This window comes from Bacillus sp. FSL R5-0431 (assembly GCF_038002985.1).
Lineage (GTDB): Bacteria > Bacillota > Bacilli > Bacillales > Bacillaceae > Bacillus.
Genome location: NZ_JBBOOG010000001.1, coordinates 1,811,083 through 1,831,692, shown reverse-complemented (window position 1 = coordinate 1,831,692; position 20,610 = coordinate 1,811,083). Strand labels below are relative to the sequence as shown.

At 43.2% G+C, this 20,610-nt stretch carries 12 protein-coding genes; 11 read left to right on the top strand and 1 reads right to left on the bottom strand.

The features are described from left to right. The first annotated feature begins 63 nt into the window (after positions 1-63). Together gltB and gltD are read left to right on the top strand one after the other, a co-directional pair. The gene (gene gltB / locus MKZ03_RS09060) at positions 64-4,635 is read left to right on the top strand and encodes a glutamate synthase large subunit (protein ID WP_341031612.1); all 4,572 of its coding nucleotides are present in this window, start codon (positions 64-66) and stop codon (positions 4,633-4,635) included. A 16-nt stretch (positions 4,636-4,651) separates the two neighbouring features. Further along, entirely contained in the window at positions 4,652-6,136 is a 1,485-nt protein-coding gene (gene gltD, locus MKZ03_RS09055; protein WP_144459932.1) for a glutamate synthase small subunit, read from the top strand. A gap of 62 nt (positions 6,137-6,198) precedes the next feature. Here the strand turns inward: gltD and MKZ03_RS09050 are convergent, their stop codons facing one another. Beyond that, entirely contained in the window at positions 6,199-7,401 is a 1,203-nt protein-coding gene (locus MKZ03_RS09050) for a nitrate/nitrite transporter (protein WP_341031610.1), read from the bottom strand. Between the two features lie 169 nt (positions 7,402-7,570). On the opposite strand from MKZ03_RS09050, the gene nirB (MKZ03_RS09045) reads away from it, so the two are divergent. The 9 genes from nirB (MKZ03_RS09045) to MKZ03_RS09005 all read left to right on the top strand — a co-directional run bounded on the left by nirB (MKZ03_RS09045) (position 7,571) and on the right by MKZ03_RS09005 (position 20,272). Beyond that, positions 7,571-9,829 (top strand): nitrite reductase large subunit NirB, encoded by a 2,259-nt coding sequence (gene nirB / locus MKZ03_RS09045; RefSeq protein ID WP_307499744.1) that lies wholly within the window; start codon positions 7,571-7,573, stop codon positions 9,827-9,829. Next, complete coding sequence (nasC, locus tag MKZ03_RS09040) at positions 9,826-11,964, top strand: assimilatory nitrate reductase catalytic subunit NasC (protein ID WP_341031606.1); 2,139 nt, start codon at positions 9,826-9,828, stop codon at positions 11,962-11,964. Before nirB (MKZ03_RS09045) ends, nasC begins: the two co-directional genes overlap by 4 nt. Positions 11,965-12,051: 87 nt before the next feature. After that, on the top strand, positions 12,052-14,466 hold the full coding sequence (gene nirB / locus MKZ03_RS09035; RefSeq protein ID WP_223260716.1) for a nitrite reductase large subunit NirB: 2,415 nt from the start codon (positions 12,052-12,054) through the stop codon (positions 14,464-14,466). 23 nt (positions 14,467-14,489) lie between these two features. Then, positions 14,490-14,813 carry a nitrite reductase small subunit NirD gene (gene nirD / locus MKZ03_RS09030; protein WP_034660879.1) on the top strand — a complete coding sequence of 108 codons (324 nt, stop codon included), beginning with the start codon at positions 14,490-14,492 and terminating at the stop codon, positions 14,811-14,813. Between the two features lie 27 nt (positions 14,814-14,840). Further along, the gene (locus MKZ03_RS09025; RefSeq protein ID WP_307500669.1) at positions 14,841-15,584 is read left to right on the top strand and encodes a DUF421 domain-containing protein; all 744 of its coding nucleotides are present in this window, start codon (positions 14,841-14,843) and stop codon (positions 15,582-15,584) included. Between the two features lie 83 nt (positions 15,585-15,667). Then, positions 15,668-16,648, top strand: a complete 981-nt coding sequence (locus MKZ03_RS09020) for a pectinesterase family protein (RefSeq protein WP_334749364.1) — start codon at positions 15,668-15,670, stop codon at positions 16,646-16,648. A 127-nt stretch (positions 16,649-16,775) separates the two neighbouring features. After that, positions 16,776-18,260, top strand: a complete 1,485-nt coding sequence (gene dacB / locus MKZ03_RS09015) for a D-alanyl-D-alanine carboxypeptidase/D-alanyl-D-alanine endopeptidase (protein ID WP_341031603.1) — start codon at positions 16,776-16,778, stop codon at positions 18,258-18,260. Between the two features lie 19 nt (positions 18,261-18,279). Next, positions 18,280-19,647 (top strand): MATE family efflux transporter, encoded by a 1,368-nt coding sequence (locus MKZ03_RS09010; RefSeq protein WP_034660876.1) that lies wholly within the window; start codon positions 18,280-18,282, stop codon positions 19,645-19,647. Between the two features lie 64 nt (positions 19,648-19,711). After that, entirely contained in the window at positions 19,712-20,272 is a 561-nt protein-coding gene (locus MKZ03_RS09005; RefSeq protein ID WP_341031600.1) for a CatB-related O-acetyltransferase, read from the top strand. The last annotated feature ends 338 nt before the right edge of the window (positions 20,273-20,610 follow it).

The following is a 20,610-nucleotide window of genomic DNA, read 5'->3' as shown; positions in this document are numbered from 1 at the left end:
TACAGAGTTTGTGAGATTTTATGACTGTGAAAAAACGGATCTTTTAAACGGGGGAGAGAAACGATGACTTATAATCAACTACCACAACCACAAGGTCTCTACCGTCCTGAATTTGAACATGATGCATGTGGAATCGGACTGTACGCTCATTTAAAAGGGGAAGCGACACACAGCATCGTCAAAAAGGGATTACAAATGCTTTGCCAGCTTGATCACCGCGGCGGGCAAGGCAGTGATCCGTATACAGGTGATGGTGCTGGCTTAATGGTACAGCTGCCAGACGCTTTCTTTAGAAAAAGCTGCAAAGACTTTGCACTTCCTGAAAAGGGCCGTTACGGGGTAGGAATGGTCTTCTTTTCAAAAGAGGATGACGAGAAAACGCGTCAAGCCATCGAGCAAAAAATCAACGGATTCATTAAACAAGAAGGTCAAACATTAATTGGCTGGAGAACAGTCCCTGTCGATGCCGGTAAAATTGGTACTGTCGCAGCGAAGAGCTGTCCGGTTGTGAGGCAAGTCTTTATCGGGGCAAACGACAACATCACAGATCGTTTGTCATTTGAAAGAAAATTATATGTCATTCGTAAGCAGACTGAGAACTGGGGAACAGCAGAGGAAAAGCAATTTTACTTTGTCAGCCTGTCGAGTCAAACCATTGTATACAAGGGGCTTTTAACATCAGATCAAGTCGATGCTTTTTATCTTGATCTTCAGGATGAAACATTTGTTTCTGCATTTTCACTTGTTCATTCAAGATTTAGTACAAATACATTTCCTACATGGGAAAGAGCCCATCCAAACCGTTACTTGATTCACAACGGTGAAATCAACACATTAAGAGGAAACATCAATTGGATGAGAGCAAGAGAACAACAATTCGTATCTGAAGCTTTCGGAGACGATTTAGACAAGATTTTACCAGTGCTGAATGCAGACGGAAGTGATTCATCCATTCTAGACAATGCCTTTGAATTCTTTGTGCTTGCAGGCCGTACACCTGCTCATACAGCCATGATGCTGATTCCAGAGCCTTGGACTGAAAACACGCACATGTCAAAAGAGAAACGGGCATTTTATGAATACCATAGCTCTCTCATGGAGCCGTGGGATGGACCAACAGCCATTTCCTTTACAGATGGTAAACAAATCGGTGCCATCTTAGACCGAAACGGATTAAGACCGGCAAGATATTACGTCACAAATGATGATCATATCATTTTCTCTTCTGAGGTCGGCGTGATCGACACAAATGAAGAGGATGTCAAATACAAAGACCGTCTCGAGCCGGGCAAAATGCTGTTAATCGATTTAGAAGAAGGACGAATTATTTCTGACGAAGAAGTGAAGTCAACAATTGCGAATGAACTTCCTTATCAAAAATGGCTTGATGAAGAAATGGTTCATGTCAATCGCTCGGAAGAAAATTCAGAAAATTCTAGTATAATGGATGATTTATTGACTCGTCAGCGTGCGTTCCATTATACGTACGAAGACATTCAAAAATATTTAATTCCTTTACTAGAAGAAGGTAAGGACCCAATCGGTTCAATGGGAAGCGACACACCGCTTGCTGTGTTATCAGATCGTGCGCAGTCTCTGTTTCATTATTTCAAGCAGTTGTTTGCACAGGTGACGAACCCGCCGATTGATGCCATTCGTGAGCAGCTTGTGACATCAACCATGACTTGGTTAGGTGCTGAAGGAGATATTTTACATCCGAATGAATATTCATGCCGAAGAATTAAACTTTATACACCGGTCTTAACGAGTGGACAATTTAACGGCTTGAAAACGATTGTTCATAATGCCTTTAAAAGCAAAACGATTCATACTCTATTCACCGATGATTTAAAGCGCGGATTGGATGCGATGTTTGAAGAGGCGGAAAAAGCGATCCGCGAAGGCGTATCTTTATTAATCCTTTCAGATCGTGAAATGACAGAACAAAAAGTGCCGATTCCACCGCTTCTAGCGCTCAGTGCACTGCATCAGCATCTTGTACGCCAAGGCTTACGGACAAAGGTTAGTCTGATCGTTGAATCTGGAGAAGTCAGAGAGGTCCATCATTTTGCAGCACTGATTGGCTACGGAGCAGATGCGATCCATCCTTATCTTGTGTATGAAACGTACAAACAGTTGATTGCAGAAGAAGCGATCTCTTTCAGCTTTGATGAAGCGGTCACAAAGTTTGGTAAAAGCGTGACCGAAGGTGTCGTCAAAGTCATGTCTAAAGTGGGAATTTCCACTGTGCAAAGCTATAGAGGAGCGCAAATCTTTGAAGCCGTCGGCATTAGTGAAGACGTCATTCAGGCGTATTTCACGGGAACAGCTTCTCAGCTTGGCGGGATTGATCTTGAGACCATTGCACATGAGGCAAAACTCCGTCATGAAGCAGGGTATCAGGCAGCGACTGACCAAACACTCGAATCAGGCAGTGATTTCCAGTGGAGAAAAAATGGAGAGCACCATGCCTTTAATCCAAAAACGATCCATACGCTTCAGTGGGCATGCCGCAATGAAGATTACGATCTATTTAAGCAATATACAAAGGCAGCGGACGAAGAAAGAATCGGCTTCCTCAGAAATTTATTTTCTTTCCAGCCAAAACAAAAGCCAGTTCGTCTGGAAGACGTTGAATCTGCTGAATCCATCGTGCGCCGATTCAAGACAGGTGCCATGTCATTTGGATCTTTAAGTAAAGAAGCGCACGAAGCGCTTGCGATTGCCATGAACCGAATTGGCGGTAAAAGTAACAGCGGAGAAGGCGGAGAAGATCCTGCACGCTTTACAGTTGATGAACGCGGCGATGATCGCAGAAGTGCGATTAAACAAATTGCTTCCGGACGCTTTGGCGTAAAGAGTCATTATTTGGTCAATGCAGATGAACTCCAAATTAAAATGGCGCAGGGAGCAAAACCTGGAGAAGGCGGACAGCTGCCAGGAAATAAAGTATACCCTTGGGTTGCCGATGTACGTGGCTCTACACCAGGCGTCGGATTGATTTCACCACCGCCGCATCATGATATTTATTCCATCGAGGATTTGGCGCAGCTGATCCATGATTTGAAAAACGCGAACCGTGATGCCCGCATCAGCGTCAAGCTTGTGTCTAAAGCCGGCGTTGGGACGATTGCAGCAGGTGTAGCAAAAGGGACGGCGGATGTCATTGTGATCAGTGGATACGATGGCGGCACAGGAGCTTCGCCGAAAACGAGTATTAAACACACAGGACTTCCTTGGGAGCTCGGTTTGGCAGAAGCACATCAAACCCTTGTGTTAAATGGTCTTCGCGAGAGAGTCGTTCTTGAAACGGACGGCAAGTTAATGACTGGACGCGATGTTGTCATGGCTGCGATTTTAGGAGCAGAAGAATACGGCTTTGCGACAGCTCCACTTGTCGTATTGGGCTGTGTGATGATGAGAGCATGTCATTTAGATACTTGCCCAGTCGGCGTCGCTACACAAAATCCAGAGCTTCGCAAAAAATTCATGGGGAACCCTGATCACATTGTGAATTTCATGATGTTTATTGCAGAGGAAGTAAGAGAAATCTTAGCGGAACTTGGCTTTACATCAATGGATGAATTAATTGGACGCACGGATGTTCTAGGAGTCAGTGAACGAGCAAAAGCACACTGGAAAGCAGGGCAGCTAGACCTTGAAACACTGCTTTATCAGCCAGAAGGAGCTCGTACATTCAGAACACCGCAAAATCATAAAATTGATGAATCACTGGATATGAATGAAATCCTCCCTTATGTACAGGAAGCGCTGAATCATCAAACACCGGTTGATCTATCATTGAATATTCGCAATATCAATCGTGTGGCCGGAACCATTACTGGAAGTGAAGTGTCTAAGCGCTACGGGGAAGAAGGCTTGCCAGAGGATACGATCACACTAAGGTTCACTGGTTCTGCAGGACAAAGCTTCGGCGCATTTGTGCCAAAGGGCATGTCTCTCTATTTAACAGGTGATTCAAATGACTATATCGGCAAAGGACTCTCTGGAGGCAAAATTGCGGTCAAAACCTCTGATCACTTTGTACAAAATGGACATGAAAACGTCATTGTCGGAAACGTCGCATTCTACGGAGCGACAAGCGGAAAAGCCTTTATTAACGGGCGTGCAGGTGAGCGCTTTGCCGTTCGTAATTCAGGTGTGCATGTGGTTGTTGAAGGAATCGGAGATCACGGCTGTGAATACATGACTGGCGGACGTGTCGTCATTTTAGGAGACGTCGGAAAAAACTTTGGTGCAGGCATGTCTGGCGGCGTGGCTTACGTCCATACATCCGATGCGAAACAGTTCAAAAGAATGTGCAACATGGAAATGATCATGTTTGAAAAGCTCACAGATCATGAAGAAGAACAAGAAGTGAAACAGTTGATTAAAGAGCACCTTTATTATACAAACAGCTCAAAAGCATCGGCACTTCTAGAAAACTGGGCGCAAGAAAAGGATCATTTCATCAAAGTTATTCCGAGAAATTACAAAATGATGCTTCAAAGCATTGAAGAACAAAAACAAGCGGGCCTCAGTCATGAAGAAGCGGTCATGTTTGCCTTTGAAGCAAACACAAAACCGAAAAATCAAGAAACGGCAAACGGGCAAAAAGCAGCCCTCGCTCATTAAGAAAGGGGAGAGGACAATGGGCAAAGCAACAGGTTTTATGGATTATAAAAGAGAAAAGCCAAATGAACGTGACCCTCTCACTCGTCAAAATGACTGGAAAGAATATTCCGCTCCTTATACAGATGACGTATTGAAGAAGCAGGGCGCTAGATGTATGGATTGCGGCACACCGTTTTGTCAAATTGGGATGGAGATCAGGGGCGGCGTCTCAGGCTGCCCGATCTACAATTTAATTCCAGAATGGAATGACCTTGTGTACCGCGGGAGATGGAAAGAAGCTCTCGAAAGACTGCAAAAAACAAATAATTTCCCAGAATTTACTGGGAGAGTATGTCCAGCACCTTGCGAAGGGTCATGTACAGTTGCCATCAATGATCCAGCCGTTTCGATTAAAAATATCGAACGGACGATCATTGATAAAGGCTTTGAAAATGGATGGATCACACCAAGAATTCCTTCAAGCCGTACAGGCAAGAAGATTGCCATTGTCGGCTCAGGGCCAGCAGGACTTGCAAGTGCGGATCAATTAAACCAAGCAGGCCACGCCGTAACAGTGTTCGAACGGTCTGACCGCCTTGGCGGGCTGCTGACATACGGCATTCCAAACATGAAGCTGGACAAAGAAGTGGTGGAGCGAAGAGTCAAACTGTTGAGACAAGAAGGCATTGATTTTGTAACGAACACAGAAATCGGCGTCGATGTCACTGCCGACGAACTGAAAGAACAGTTTGATGCGGTCATCCTTTGTACAGGTGCACAGAAGCAGCGTGACCTGTTGATTGAAGGCCGGGAAGCTAAAGGGATTCACCTTGCGATGGATTATTTAACCCTCGCAACAAAAAGCATGCTTGATTCAGGATTTAAAGACAAAAACTTCATTGATGCAAAAGGAAAAGACGTCATTGTCATTGGCGGGGGAGATACAGGTGCGGATTGCGTCGCAACTGCACTTCGCCAAAAAGCAAAAAGTGTTGTTCAGTTCGGGAAGCACCCAAAACTTCCGGATACACGTGTAGGGGATAACATGTGGCCTGAACAGCCTTACGTCTTCTCACTGGATTATGCTTATGAAGAAGCACAAGCAAAATTCGGAGAAGATCCGCGTCAATATTCCATTCAAACCACAAAAATTGTGGCAGACAAAAATGGGAAATTAAAAGAGCTTCATACCATTCAAATGGAAAAGGTGAAAAACGAACATGGGAAGTTTGAATTTCATGAGATTCCAGGGACAGAAAAGGTATGGCCTGCTCAGCTAGTCTTTATTGCAATTGGTTTTGAGGGAACTGAACAGCCACTCGTGAAACACTTTGGCGTGGACAGCAAAAACAATCGCATTGACGCAAAGTATGGGGAATATACAACAAATGTAGAAGGCGTATTTGCAGCGGGAGATGCAAGACGCGGGCAAAGCTTGATTGTCTGGGCGATTAATGAAGGCAGACAAGTGGCGCACGAGGTAGACCGGTATTTAATGGGGAGTTCGGTTCTGCCAAAATAGGTCATACAAAGGGTGTTTACACATATAAAGAAAAGCCATGACCAAAGAGGGGTCATGGCTTTTTATGATTCAGAAATGGTGTGGTTGATGATGACTTTTTTGCGTTTAAGCTGCGATATGACTAAACAAATAAAGACAACTAGAACAATAAGAGAAATGGTCAAAAAGCCAAACATATATGAGCCCGTCACTTCTTTTAAACTGCCCAGAATATTAGGTAAAAAGAAGCCGCCAATGCCCCCAGCAGCACCAACAATTCCGGTCACGATCCCAATTTCATTATGAAATACTTGAGGCACCAGCTGAAAAACTGCGCCATTCCCCATCCCAAGACACATCATCCCGGTAAATAAAAGGGTAATGACCAAAGGTAAAACTGGAAGACTGCTCACCCCTCCTAAGCAGATGCCGATGACTGCGAATAATCCAAGCAGTACTTTCATTCCACCTATTTTATCCGCCATGAGACCACCGATGGGGCGAAAGAAGCTGCCCGCCGCCACACAAAGAGTCACAAAATCACCTGCATGAATTTTCGAGATACCATATTGATCCACAAAGAAAATACTGAGAAAACTGGAAAGCCCGACAAATCCTCCGAATGTAATCGCATAAAGCAGGCAGAAAAACCATGTCGATTTCACCTGAAATACTGAAAAATACGACCGTAGCGGCTTTGGAGCGGGCTGATTTGGTGCATCTTTTGCTGTGAAAATAAAAAACAAAAAGACAAGACTTAACGGAATCAGGGCGAGCCCCATGACTGCATGCCATCCATAAATCTCGGCAAGACGTGGACCAAATAGTGTGGAGATCAGTGTTCCGCTGTTACCGGCACCTGCAATCCCCATGGCCACGCCTTGTAAATGAGGAGGATACCAGCGGCTTGCCATTGGCAAAGCAACAGCAAAGCTTGCTCCTGCTACTCCTAACAAAATACCAATCAGCACGAGCTCGGAAAGGGTTGTACCAGCGATGAACCCCCAGATGAGCGGGATGGTGGTGAAAAGCATTCCAATTACCGCTGTCTTCTTAGGTCCTATACGATCAGTGAATAAGCCAAGTACAATCCGAAAAAAAGAACCAGATAAAATCGGAATGGCAACAATCATGCCTTTCTCTGCGGTCGATAAAGCAAAGTCTTGCGTAATAAAAGCACCCAGTGCCCCTAATAAGACCCAGATCATAAAGCTCACATCGAAATATAAAAAGGAACTTAGCAATGTCTTAGGGTGACCACTTGATTTTAACTCTGAGAGTTTCATAAAACGCCTCCTATATTTTGAATTTTCTGACTTAAAGATAGCGAGTTATCCCAAGTAATGAAAGTATCATGTTAGAAAAAATGACATAAATACACACTTTTTTACAGGCATGTGCCATAATCTATCCATACAATGTGTTGGGCAAGAAGCTTAGAGAGGTTGATTTCATATGGCAAAACGCAAACTCGTGTTTATCGGAAACGGCATGGCGAGTATGAAATGTATCGAGCAGATGATTCAAAAACAGCCAGAACACTATGCCATAACAGTTATTGGAAAAGAGAAGCGCCCTGCCTACAATCGAATAAAACTTTCATCGATTTTACAAAAAAGCGACTCATTATCTCAAATTGAACTCAAGGAAAAAGAATGGTACACCGCGCATGACATCATCATGTACAAAGGGGAAACAGTCGTCCATATCGATACAAACAAGAAGTGTATCATGACAGATGCGCGCCGGGAAATTTCCTATGACAAGCTCGTCATCGCAACAGGATCATTGCCGTATTTTCTTCCTATTCAGGGCGTATCCAAAAAAGGGATTTATGCGTTTCGTACAATTGATGATTATGAGGCCATTTGTACGGATGCGATGCGTTATCAACGAGCAGCAGTGGTCGGAGGCGGTGTGCTTGGTGTAGAGGTGGCGGCTGGCCTGCAGATTGCGGGACTTGAGACAACCATCATTCATCATGCCGAGTGGCTCATGCAGCGCCAATTAGATGAAACGGCTGCTAGTCTATTACAGCAGCAATTAACGCGCAAGGGCATTCAGGTGAAAACAAATGCCCATACCATTGCATGCTTAGGGGACGAGAGGGTAGAAGGCGTTCTATTGAAAAATGGCGACATCGTGGATGCTGATCTTGTTGTCTTCACAACAGGTATCCGTCCAAACATACAGCTTGCAAAGAATCACGGCATTCATACGCGAAAAGCCATTGTCGTCAATGATATGATGCAAACAAATGTCCAAGATATTTATGCCATTGGGGAATGTGCAGAGCATAAAGGAATGGTGCATGGCCTTGTTCAGCCCATTTATGAACAAGCAAATGCACTTGCCAATCATCTATTAGGCGAGCAAATTACATCTGTACCTCATCCCATTTACTCAACAAAATTAAAAGTACCTGACATGCCTATCTATTCTGCGGGATGTATTGAACACCATTCTCCGTATACGTCAGTGGTGACATATTTAGATGAAGAGCAAGAAGTGTATAAAAAATTCGTCTTTGAACGCGAGGCACTAACAGGTTTTTTATTAGTTGGAGAACTGGAGAAAGCCGATCAGCTTTTGCAAGATGTGAAAGTGGGGCGTGATAAAAGTGTCGTCATGAAAGCTCTTCATGAGGAGCAGCCATCTCCTCTAGATTCATTAAAAATGGACGATCTCGTCTGCCAATGTCAAAGCGTTACAAAAGGGACGATTTTGAACACCATATCCGTCCATCAGCTGACAAGCTTAGAAGAGGTTCAAAAACAAACAGGAGCAGCAACCGGCTGCGGCGGCTGTCAAGAGCTCGTCCGTGCCTGCTGTCAGTTATCATCACATGAACAAATAGATGAGCCGGCCTCTTTTTGTTCATGTACAGAAGCTGATGAGCAGACCATTTTTTCGTTTATCAAAAAGCAACTGCTGCTGAATGTGGAGGAAATCAGAAGACATTTTCATTGGAAAACAGAGAACGGCTGCAGCAACTGCAGGTCTGCCATTCCATACTATCTCGAGCAATTTCAATCACCGATTGAAAAAATCAGCGATGCTGATCAAGAAGACATGTTGCCTCAGCTATACGGAGGGCGTTTTGAACTGGATTTCCTGAAAATCATTACGTCTTTGTTAGAACAAAAACTGATTGATCAGGCAGAGCTGACAGAGCATAAGCGAATACGGCTCATCGGCGTGTCAAAACAGGCGGCACAGATCGTCAAAAAACATTGGCCCATCATGGCGAAAGAGAAAAGAAGACTATCTTATGTCCTTACATGTGATTGTAGTCACGATCCAGCTGTCACAGCACTAGTAATGGAGTTTGAAAGACAAGTAGAAGACACACTTTTACCAGCCGTCACCTCTATTCATGTCGCCGGCTCTTCCTGCACGTGTAAACTAGCTCCAATATATGACATTTGCATGAAGAGACAGCTGGGGGAATGGAACATTTATATAGGAGGTGACGTATGTCAGCCGAAGGCCGGCCAGCTTTTTTACACTTTGCCTCAATCAAGTGAGCTGATCCCTTTTTTAAAAGCGCTGCTTGAAGATTATAGAAAAAGTGCATACTTTCAAGAATCCATCGGCGATTGGCTTCTCCGATATGGACTTATTTCTATTCGAGAAAAATTGCTTGATGAGGAAAGAAGAAAAGAGCTCTGTGAACAATTTGACCAAAGCAGACAAAAGGATGTGAAGGTATGAGTCAGTCTTTTTTACGATATGCCCAGCAAATATCAGAGCAGGAAGAACGAAAGCGAGTGTATCCATCCCAATGTCCATTTTGCAGTATGCAGTGCAAAATGCAGCTAGTAGAGCAGCATGTGGAAGGACGAACCAGATATCAAACGATTGGCGTACACAATCCAACTACGCACGGGAGACTTTGTATGAAAGGGCAGCATGCACACCAGCACGCACTGCACAAAGAACGTTTGAATCACCCGCTCATCAAAAGAAACGGGCAATTTGTAAAAGCGTCATGGCAGGAGGCACTTAATGAAATCAAAACAAACATGGAATCCCTTCAGATGGCACACGGGCATGATGCCATCAGTGTGTACGGAAGCGCATCTATTACAAATGAGGAGGCGTACTTACTCGGAAAGTTTGCGAGAGTGGCGCTGAAAACGAAATACATCGATTACAACGGGAGACTTTGTATGTCGTCAGCAGCAACTGCGGCGAATCAAACATTCGGACTTGACCGGGGTCTTACGTTTCCTCTCAGTGACATCAAGCATACACGGGTATTGATATTGGTTGGAACGAATATAGCAGAATGTCAGCCAACCTTCATGCCGTACGTCGAAGAGGCGAAAAAAAACGGTGCATTTCTCATCGTCATCGATCCGCGCAAAACACAGACAGCCCAATTAGCCGATGTACATGTCAGCCTGAAACCAGGATCAGATGCTGCACTGGCAAACGGCATCTTGCACATTATGCTTCATGAACATTTAATAGATGAATCATTTATTCGTCATCGAACGTCAGGGTTCCAAGAATTAAAGGAGCACGTCTCGCGCATGTCCCTCTCAAACATTGCTGAGCAAACCGGTGTGACGATTGAAGTTCTGCAGAAAATAGCAAGGAAATTCGCACAAGAAAAGACAGGCATGATTTTCACAGCAAGAGGCATTGAGCAGCAAATAGACGGGACAGCATCTGTACGAAATTTCCTGAATATTCTGCTTGTTACTGGGAAGATCGGCCGCGTTGGGTGCGGCTATGGCGCAATAACCGGGCAAGGAAATGGCCAGGGGGCAAGAGAGCATGGACAAAAAGCAGATCAGCTTCCAGGGTATCGAGATATCACAAATTCTGCTCACAGAAAAGAAATAGCTGACATATGGAACATTGATGAAAAAGAACTCCCTGGAAAAGGCGTGTCTGCTTTTGAGATGTTTGAAAAAATGCAGGAAGGAGAAATAAAAGCGCTCTTTTTAATGTGCTCTAACCCCGTTCAGTCAGGCCCGCACGCGCGCTTTATTCAACAAGCCATCAAGAAATTGTCCTTTTTTGTAGCTGTTGATTTATTTATGTCTGAGACAGCTGCGCTGGCAGATGTAATTTTACCTACTTCGTCATATTTAGAGGATGAAGGTACGGTGACAAATGTAGAGGGGCGCGTTACGCTTAGAGAAGCAACCTATCCACTTAAGCATCAAAGAAAACACGATTGGCAAATCATTTGTGATATAGCAGCTGTATTAGGCAAAAGCGGCTATTTCTCCTTTTCATCCGCAGAAGAGATTTTTGAAGAATTAAGAGCCGCAACGAAAGGCGCAAAAGCGGATTACTCAGGCATGACCTATGAAAGACTGAGGAAGGAGCAAGGCATATTATGGCCTTGTACGCATCTAGAAGACCCAGGAACCGAAAGATTATTTGAACATGCATTCTCACATTCTGACAGTTTAGCAAAGTTTGCCGTCGTCACACACGGAAAAAATGTGGCAAAGGAACCAGTCAGTCAAGAATATCCTCTTTATTTAACGACGGGCAGAGTGATGGCTCACTACCAAACGGGCGTTCAAACAAGAAAAAGTACCTCTCTTGTTGCCCGGCAGTTTGAATCTTATGCAGAGCTTCATCCTGACACAGCAAAAACGTATGGACTTCAGCACGGGAAGCTTGTGACCATCCAGTCAAAAAGAGGAAGTGTCATCATGAGATGCCGCATATCAGACACCATTCGAAAAGATACCGTGTTTGTTCCATTTCACTGGAGTAAACATCAATCCATTAATCAATTAATTAGTGAACAACTAGATCCGCACAGTAAAATGCCAGGCTTTAAATATTGTCCTGTACAGCTGTCAGCCTATGTGAATTAAAAAATATGTGAGAAATCATAACATGTATTTTCCATCTATGTTTAGATGATGGTACTTTCTAAAAAATGATCACATGAGGGGTGTTTTATCGTGAAAGAAAAACTCGTATTAGTGGGGAACGGTATGGCTGGCATTCGAAGCCTCGAAAACATTTTAAAAACAGACAGCGAACGATTCGACATGACGGTATTTGGAAGTGAACCGCATCCTAACTATAACCGGATTCTTTTATCGAAGGTGCTTCAAGGAGATACGAAGGTTGAAGATATTACACTAAACGATTGGAATTGGTATCAGGAGCATGATATTCAGTTGTTTACAAATGAGACCATTGTGAAGATCGATACAGATAACCAAACAGTCACCAGTGATCAAGGACGGACCGTGCATTATGACCGATTGATTTTAGCAACAGGGTCACTTCCGTTTATCCTGCCGATTCCAGGGAGTGATAAAAAAGGCGTGACGGCCTTTCGTACATTGCAAGACACAGAGGAAATGGTCAATGCCTCTAGCAGGTACAAAAAAGCAGCAGTCATTGGAGGCGGCCTTCTTGGACTGGAAGCAGCACGCGGCCTACTCAACTTAGGCATGGAAGTGAATGTCATTCACCTCAGCTCTCATTTAATGGAACGCCAGCTAGACCCTATTGCAGGTCAGCTTCTACAAAAAGCATTAGAAGAACAGGGCATGAACTTCCTGTTAGGAAAACAGACAACTGAGATTTTAGGAGATACAAGAGTTGAAGGGTTATCATTTTCAGATGGCACGACACTTGAGACAGACCTAGTCGTCATGGCTGTAGGAATTAAACCAAGTAAAATGCTTGCAGAGATAAGCGGCCTTGAAGTGAACCGAGGTATTATTGTCAATGATTTCATGGAAACGAGTGTCCCAGGCATTTATGCCGTCGGAGAATGTGTAGAACACAGAGGACAAACGTACGGGCTTGTCGCTCCTTTATACGATCAAGCGAATGTGCTTGCTGGGCATGTATGTGACATGAATCCTGTGCCATATGAAGGCTCTGTTCTGTCAACGCAACTGAAAGTATCGGGGGTTGACGTGTTTTCAGCTGGTGACTTTATAGAAAACGATGAGAAAAAAGCGATCAAAATCTTTGACGAACAAAAAGGCATCTATCAAAAACTAGTCTTCCAGCAAAACCGATTAGTAGGTGCCGTCATGTTTGGAGAAACAAGCGATGGACCTCGTCTATTCTCGTATATTAGAGAAGGGGTAGATATGTCGGATATGGAGAAGGTATCTGTCTTAACCTCGAATGATCCGGCGCAAGAAAGCACGATTGAAAGCATGGCAAACGACCATATCGTTTGCGGCTGTAACGGTGTCTCAAAGGGTCAGATTGTGGAAGCCATTCAAAAAGAAGGCTTAACAACGATTCAGGAAGTGAAGCAATGTACAAGTGCCTCACGATCATGTGGAGGCTGCAAGCCCGTTGTCGAAGAGATTCTTTGGCACACGTTGGGCGATGATGCGAACCGAACAGCCCAAAAAGAAACCATCTGCGCCTGCACCACTCGTTCACGAGATGAAGTCATTCATGAAATCAAAGAGAAGGGCCTGCAGCATGTCAAAGAAGTGATGAACGTACTTGACTGGGAGACAGAGGAAGGCTGTTCAAAATGCCGACCTGCCCTGAATTATTATTTAGGCATGCTTCAACCACTTGAGTACAAAGATGAAAAGAGCTCACGATTTGTGAATGAACGCATGCATGCCAATATTCAAAAAGATGGCACCTATTCGGTTGTTCCGCGGATGTACGGTGGCGTGACAAATGCAAATGACCTGAGAAAAATAGCTGATGTCGTCGACAAATATGAAATACCGCTTGTGAAAATGACTGGCGGCCAGCGTATTGACCTTCTAGGTGTCAAAAAAGAAGATTTACCTAAAGTATGGGCAGACCTGGATATGCCATCTGGTTATGCATACGGAAAATCTTTAAGAACGGTCAAAACTTGTGTTGGAGAACAATTTTGCCGGTTCGGCACACAGGACTCGATGGCTCTTGGCATTGCACTTGAAAAGAAATTCGAAGGTCTTGCGACACCGCATAAAGTCAAAATGGCTGTCTCTGCTTGCCCTAGAAACTGTGCAGAATCTGGCATTAAAGACCTTGGCATTGTGGGAATTGATGGAGGGTTTGAATTGTACGCCGGCGGAAATGGCGGCACACACTTGCGGGCTGGAGATTTATTGATGAAGGTCAGTACAGCAGAAGAAGTAGAGCAAGTGGCAGCTGCGTACCTTCAATATTACAGAGAAACGGCAAATTATCTAGAAAGAACCTCTGCTTGGGTTGAACGACTTGGATTAGATCATATTCAATCAGTACTCCTAGATGATGAGAAACGAGAAGCCTTAATCCAAAGAATGGACATCGCACTGTCAACGTATGAGGAGCCTTGGCAGGAGCTGCGCGAGAGTCAAAAAGACACGAAACAATTATTTCAAAAAGCGACGGCTTCTGTATAAATCAATTGAAGGGATGAGATCATATGACAGTTTCAGTTGTAAAAGTTCACATTGGCACCCTATCAGATTTTCCGCTGCAGCTAGGGAAAACAGTCGCAGCCGGTACTCTTGAATTAGCTGTTTTTCAAACCTCTAATAAGCAGTTCAAAGCCATTGAAAACCGCTGCCCTCATAAAGGCGGTGTTCTGGCTGAAGGAATGGTAAGTGGAGACCATGTCTTCTGTCCAATGCATGATTGGAAGATTGATCTTTCGTCAGGGAACGTTCAAGCACCAGATCACGGATGCGTTAAAACGTATGAAACGTTGGTCGAGGGGGACGATGTCTTTATTTTATTGCCCTCATAAATAGTTTAGATCCTTCCTTTCATGTATATGCTGTATGTAAATGCAGCAAGAAAGGAAGGAATTTCTGTGCCGTTTTTTAGTATTTTGATTGAACTATTTATCGGGTTTTTCGCCTTATTTTTTATTACAAAATTATTAGGGAAAACACAGTTTGCACAAATCACGCCGTTTGATTTTATTTCTGCACTGATTTTAGGCGAAATGGTCGGAAACGCCATTTTTGACCCAGAAGTCAAGATTCAGCACATTTTGTTTGCTGTTGCAGTGTGGGGCGTTCTCATCTATACAGTTGAATGGTTTTCACAACGCTTTAAAGGTATTCGAGCCTTTTTAGAAGGAAGACCTACGCTTGTCATTGATAAAGGGAACATTCACTACAATCGTTTGAAGAAAAATATGCTTGATCTCAATCAGCTACAGACACTGATTCGCGCGAAAGGTCATTTTGCCTTGCATGAAATAGAATATGCCATTTTGGAAACAGACGGCTCTGTCAGTGTTCTTCCGAAAATGAAATACGCAACTGCCACCGCAGAAGATGTGAACGTGAAGGGAAAAGAAGTCAAATTGCCTAGAACATTTATTATTGATGGCGAAATTTTAAAAGATGACCTACAAGAAGCTGGCTTTGACGAAACATGGCTGAGTGAGCAATTAAAAAAGCAGCACATTTCTTCTCATCGAGACGTTCTATTTTGTGAATGGATTGAAAATGAAGGGATTTATGCGATGAAATATGAAAAGTCTAAAAAACATCCACAACATCAATAAGTGGGTGTTTTTTTGTTCGTGTGTTGAATAGGATCAAAAAGAATGTTTAATTGAAAACGTTCACAAAGAGGAGGAGATGTGCGATGAAGTATGGAAAGGTATGGCTTGTGGTCGTCTTGTCTTTATTACTATTTAACTCAGCTTCACTTCAAGCAGCCGAACATCAGAATCAAACAAACCGCGTCCTTGTGGTCGATCAAAAGGGAAATGGCTCGTTTCGAACCGTTCAGTCTGCCATTGATGCGATTCCAGCGAACAATCAACAGCGCGTAACGATCTATATTAAAAATGGTGTGTATAAAGAAAAGATCCTGCTTCCGCAAAATAAACCGCACGTGTCCTTTATCGGCGAAAACCAATACAAGACGATTCTGACGTATGATGATACAAATGCAAGTACTGGCAGCACAACAAATAGCTCCAGCACTATGATTCGTTCGAACGACTTTTACGCAGAAAATATCACCTTTCAAAATACGGCCGGCAGACATGCTGGTCAGGCGGTTGCGCTGTATGTGTCTGGCGACCGGGCTGCGTTCAAACAAATAAGAGTCTTAGGGTATCAAGATACACTTTATGCAACAGGCTCAGGCCGGCAATATTATGAAAACTGCTATATCGAGGGCACGGTCGATTTTATTTTTGGATCAGCCACAGCTGTGTTTAAAAGAGCTGAAATAAAAAGTCTTGGAAATGGGTATATTACTGCAGCATCCACAACAGAAGCACAAAGGTATGGCTATGTATTCATCGATTCTGCATTGAAAAAGGGGACGGCAGCTGCTCAATCGGTTTATTTAGGACGTCCGTGGAGGCCTCATTCCGCTGTGACATTCCTCTATACAAAAATGGATGAACATATTAAGGCAGAGGGATGGCATAACTGGGATAACCGTGATAACGAAAGAACAGCAAGATATAAAGAATATGGATCGACTGGGACCGGAAGCAATGTAGCAAATCGCGTAAAATGGTCCAACATTTTAACGAAAAACGAAGCAAGTCAAATCACGGTGCAAGCTGTTCTTGGCGGAGCCGATGGCTGGAATCCAGAAAAAAGGTAAAGGGCTTGTCAGTTTTCGTCAAAGAAAGCTGACTTTTCTGTTTAAAAAACCTTTGAGAACAAACGTTCTTTTGTGTATAATGAACATATTCTTCTAAAATTGGCTGCGACAAAAAAGGAGGGATTGCGTGAAGCGTTTTTCACAGCTCTTGTTTTTACAAATATGTATCCTGTCGATTTTATTTCTCCCTTTTTCTGCAAAAGATGATCAACTTACAGCTCGTGACGACTCACTGCCGTGGATGACAGCTTTAGATGAATTCATACGAACAGCACCTGATTTAGAGGGCGCGATCTCCGGCATCAGCGTCCGCAATACTTCTGACTCCTCTCTTCTTTATGAACATCAAGCCGATATTCGTCTTACTCCTGCTTCTAATATGAAACTGCTCACATCTGCCATCGCCCTTGATATACTAGGAGAAACACACACATTCCTGACAGATATCTGGATGGATGGTTCTATTCAAAAGAAAACGTTACATGGCAACCTGTATCTACGCGGTACCGGGGATCCGACTTTATTAGAGGAGGATTTTGCAGCACTTGCCAAACAAGTGAAAAAGGCCGGAATACATACGATTCGCGGACAGCTTGCGGCAGATGACAATTGGTATGATGATACGCGATATTCTATTGATTTGCCTTGGAGTGATGAAGATCAATATTACGGTGCACAAATCTCTGCTCTCACAGCTTCACCGAATCAAGATTATGATGCAGGAACCGTGATTCTCGAAGTAAAACCAGGAAAGAAAGCAGGACAAAAAGCGACCTATGACATGATCCCGAAGACTTCTGTCCCTCAAGTCATGAATCAAGTAAAAACCGTGCCAGAAGGCGGGAAAAAGAAGATTTCTTTTAAGCGCTCTCACGGCACCAACAAGATCACTTTGACTGGCACCATTCCGGTGAAAGCGAGTGTATCTAGACAATGGGTAGCGTTATGGGAGCCAACCACTTATGCGTTAGATTTAATGAAACGAGCGTTAAAGGCGGAAGGGATTCAAGTAAAAGGACCGCTTAAAACAAAACAAGTTCCTAAAAAAGCCAAGAAAATTGCCACCCATTCATCGATGCCTTTATCAGATCTGCTTGTTCCCATGATGAAACTCAGCAACAATACCCATGCAGAAATTTTGCTAAAGGAACTTGGAAAACAAGTGAAAAGCAAAGGGAGCTTTGAGGATGGACTGGATGTCATGTATGAACGACTTCCCGCGTTTGGCATCAATCCTTCGCATGCAGTGCTGCGAGATGGGTCGGGCATATCACCTATTAACCTTGTTTCTGCCAACCAGTTCACGTTATTTTTGACAAACATTCAAAAGGAAAAATGGTTTAAGACCTATGAACATGCGCTTCCGTTAGCAGGGGCAAGTGAACGAATGGTCGGAGGGACGTTAAGGAACAGATTGAAAGAACCAGCTACACTAGAAAAAGTACGTGCAAAAACAGGTTCATTAACAACGGTCAGCACACTTTCTGGATATATTGACACGAAGAGCGGAAAGACGGTCGCCTTTTCCATTTTATTAAATCATCTTGTTGATGACGAAAAAGGGAAAGAGATAGAAGACCATATTGTCAGCATTTTAGCTGAGAATCTTTAGATAGAGAAGGAGTACCATCATGACGTTAGATAACAATCAATCTTTAGTAAAAACCATGTCCATTTTTCTCGTCCCGCTTTTGCTTAGCAATATTTTGCAATCAATCGGACAGCTTGTATCCATCGTTCTTGTCGGTAGATGGATTGGAGAGGATGCAGTAGCTGCTATTTCTGCATTCTTTCCGCTTTTCTTTTTACTCGTTTCTTTTTCCATTGGAATTGGATCGGGAAGTTCCATCCTTATTGGACAAGCGTATGGCGCGAAAAATGAAAAAAGATTAAAAGAAATTATTGGCACAACGCTTTCATTCACCTTTTTAATCGGACTTTCTTTAGCGATCATTGGAGGTTTATTTGCAACAGACATCCTAAATCTCATGGGAACACCTGCAAATATTGTGGAGGAAAGTGCGGCATATGCCAGAATTCTATTCATCTCAATGCCGATCTTATTTCTTTATTTTGTTTACACGACCTTCCTGCGAGGAACGGGGGATTCAAAAACGCCTTTTTATTTCTTAATGATTAGTACGGCAACGAATATTTTAATGCTGCCCATTTTATTATTTGGCTGGCTGGGACTGCCGGCATTTGGTTTATACGGCGCTGCATATGCTTCTGTGATTTCAACCATTGTAACGTTTATTATTCTACATATCTACTTATATAAGACAAAGCACCCGCTTCGCATTGATGCATCAGTGAGAAAGCATTTATTGATGAAAGGGGATCTACTAAAAACATTATTAAAGCTCAGCATTCCATCGAGCATTAATATGATCCTTATTTCTTTATCAGAAATTGCTGTTATTTCTTTTGTCAACGATTATGGATCACAGGCCACAGCTGCTTATGGTGTTGTCAATCAAGTCGTGAGCTATGTGCAGATGCCGGCAGTGAGTCTTGGCATTGCAGTCTCTATCTTTGCAGCACAATTCATCGGTGCAGGGAATATCAACCGCTTGAAAGATGTGATAAAAATCGGGTTAGGGCTCAATTTTGCCATAGGCGGATTCATTATTATCATCGTTTATCTCTTTGCACCACAGATTTTATCTATCTTTTTAACAGATTCTAAGACGATTGACATTGCCTATAGCTTGGTCGTCATTACATTATGGAGCTATCTTATTTTTGGAACGGCCCAAATTGTTGCAGCCACGATGAGAGCAAGTGGAACAGTTTTATGGCCAACAATCTTTAGTATTTGCTCCATTTGGCTTGTAGAAGTACCAGTCGCTTATGTGCTATCGCACTACACATCCCTTGGCATCAAGGGCATATGGATTGGCTATCCTGCGGCTTTCTTTGTGAACTTACTCCTTCAATACGGCTACTATCAGCTCGTATGGAAGAAAAAACAAATTGTAGCGCTTGTTCAGTCATAATGTGAAAGTATGAAACAGCATATACATACGAAGATCTATCACTTTTCAGGAGGTCTGATCTTCTATGTTTTTGAATCAAAGAAGTGAACTGAGCTCGCACAATATCGGTGTTTTTTCTTATGCCGGACCAGATTTCCAAGTGCTGACTTGGGGGGAAGGAGCGACATTAAACATTGGGAAGTTTTGTTCCATTGCAAACGAAGTGAAAATTTTCCTTGGCGGTGAACACCGGACAGATTGGGTCACAACGTATCCGTTTAATCAAATTTTCAAAGAAGCTGCCCACATCAAAGGACATCCCAAATCGAAGGGAGATGTTCATATAGGACACGACGTATGGATTGGATATGGCGCGACGATTATGTCAGGAGTATGTATAGGGAACGGAGCAGTGATCGGAGCAAATAGTGTCATCACAAAAGATGTGCCGCCATATGCAATTGCCGCAGGAAATCCCCAGCAGCTCATGAAATATCGGTTTTCATCCGAAATGATCGAAAAACTGCAGTTATTAGAATGGTGGAATTTAGAGTTTGCAATCATCCAATCTACTTTTCACCTTTTGCAGTCTCATGATATTGAACATTGTATAAATGTAATAGAAGACATAAAAAAGAAAGGCTGAAAAAGCCTTTCTTTTTTAGTTTAGCTAAGCCGTATATTGATCAAGGCAGCACCTGCAGCACCATTCCCTCGAGACCTGTTTTGTTTTGAATGTTCTTGATTGATAAATGGACAGTCTCTTCTTTGAGGACGGTCATGACGATCTTTTGTAATGAGGCTGCTCATGATATTTACCGCAAAAGGGACATTTGTGATCGAATTGATTGTACAAATTGCCCATCTCCTAAAATTGATATTTCATTCTATGTGCAAATTTTCAAATTGGAAGTAAAACCTAGAAACTCATCATTTCGAAAATCATCGAATCAAATCATTTAAATGTTTCATGATTTTATGTTA

Coding starts and splice junctions, on each gene's coding strand:
- nirD (WP_034660879.1), top strand. CDS start 14,490: ATGACAGTTTCAGTTGTAAAAGTTCACATTGGCACCCTATCAGATTTT.
- MKZ03_RS09025 (WP_307500669.1), top strand. CDS start 14,841: ATGCTGTATGTAAATGCAGCAAGAAAGGAAGGAATTTCTGTGCCGTTT.
- MKZ03_RS09005 (WP_341031600.1), top strand. CDS start 19,712: ATGTTTTTGAATCAAAGAAGTGAACTGAGCTCGCACAATATCGGTGTT.
- nirB (WP_307499744.1), top strand. CDS start 7,571: ATGGCAAAACGCAAACTCGTGTTTATCGGAAACGGCATGGCGAGTATG.
- MKZ03_RS09050 (WP_341031610.1), bottom strand. CDS start 7,401: ATGAAACTCTCAGAGTTAAAATCAAGTGGTCACCCTAAGACATTGCTA.
- gltB (WP_341031612.1), top strand. CDS start 64: ATGACTTATAATCAACTACCACAACCACAAGGTCTCTACCGTCCTGAA.
- MKZ03_RS09020 (WP_334749364.1), top strand. CDS start 15,668: ATGAAGTATGGAAAGGTATGGCTTGTGGTCGTCTTGTCTTTATTACTA.
- nasC (WP_341031606.1), top strand. CDS start 9,826: ATGAGTCAGTCTTTTTTACGATATGCCCAGCAAATATCAGAGCAGGAA.
- gltD (WP_144459932.1), top strand. CDS start 4,652: ATGGGCAAAGCAACAGGTTTTATGGATTATAAAAGAGAAAAGCCAAAT.
- MKZ03_RS09010 (WP_034660876.1), top strand. CDS start 18,280: ATGACGTTAGATAACAATCAATCTTTAGTAAAAACCATGTCCATTTTT.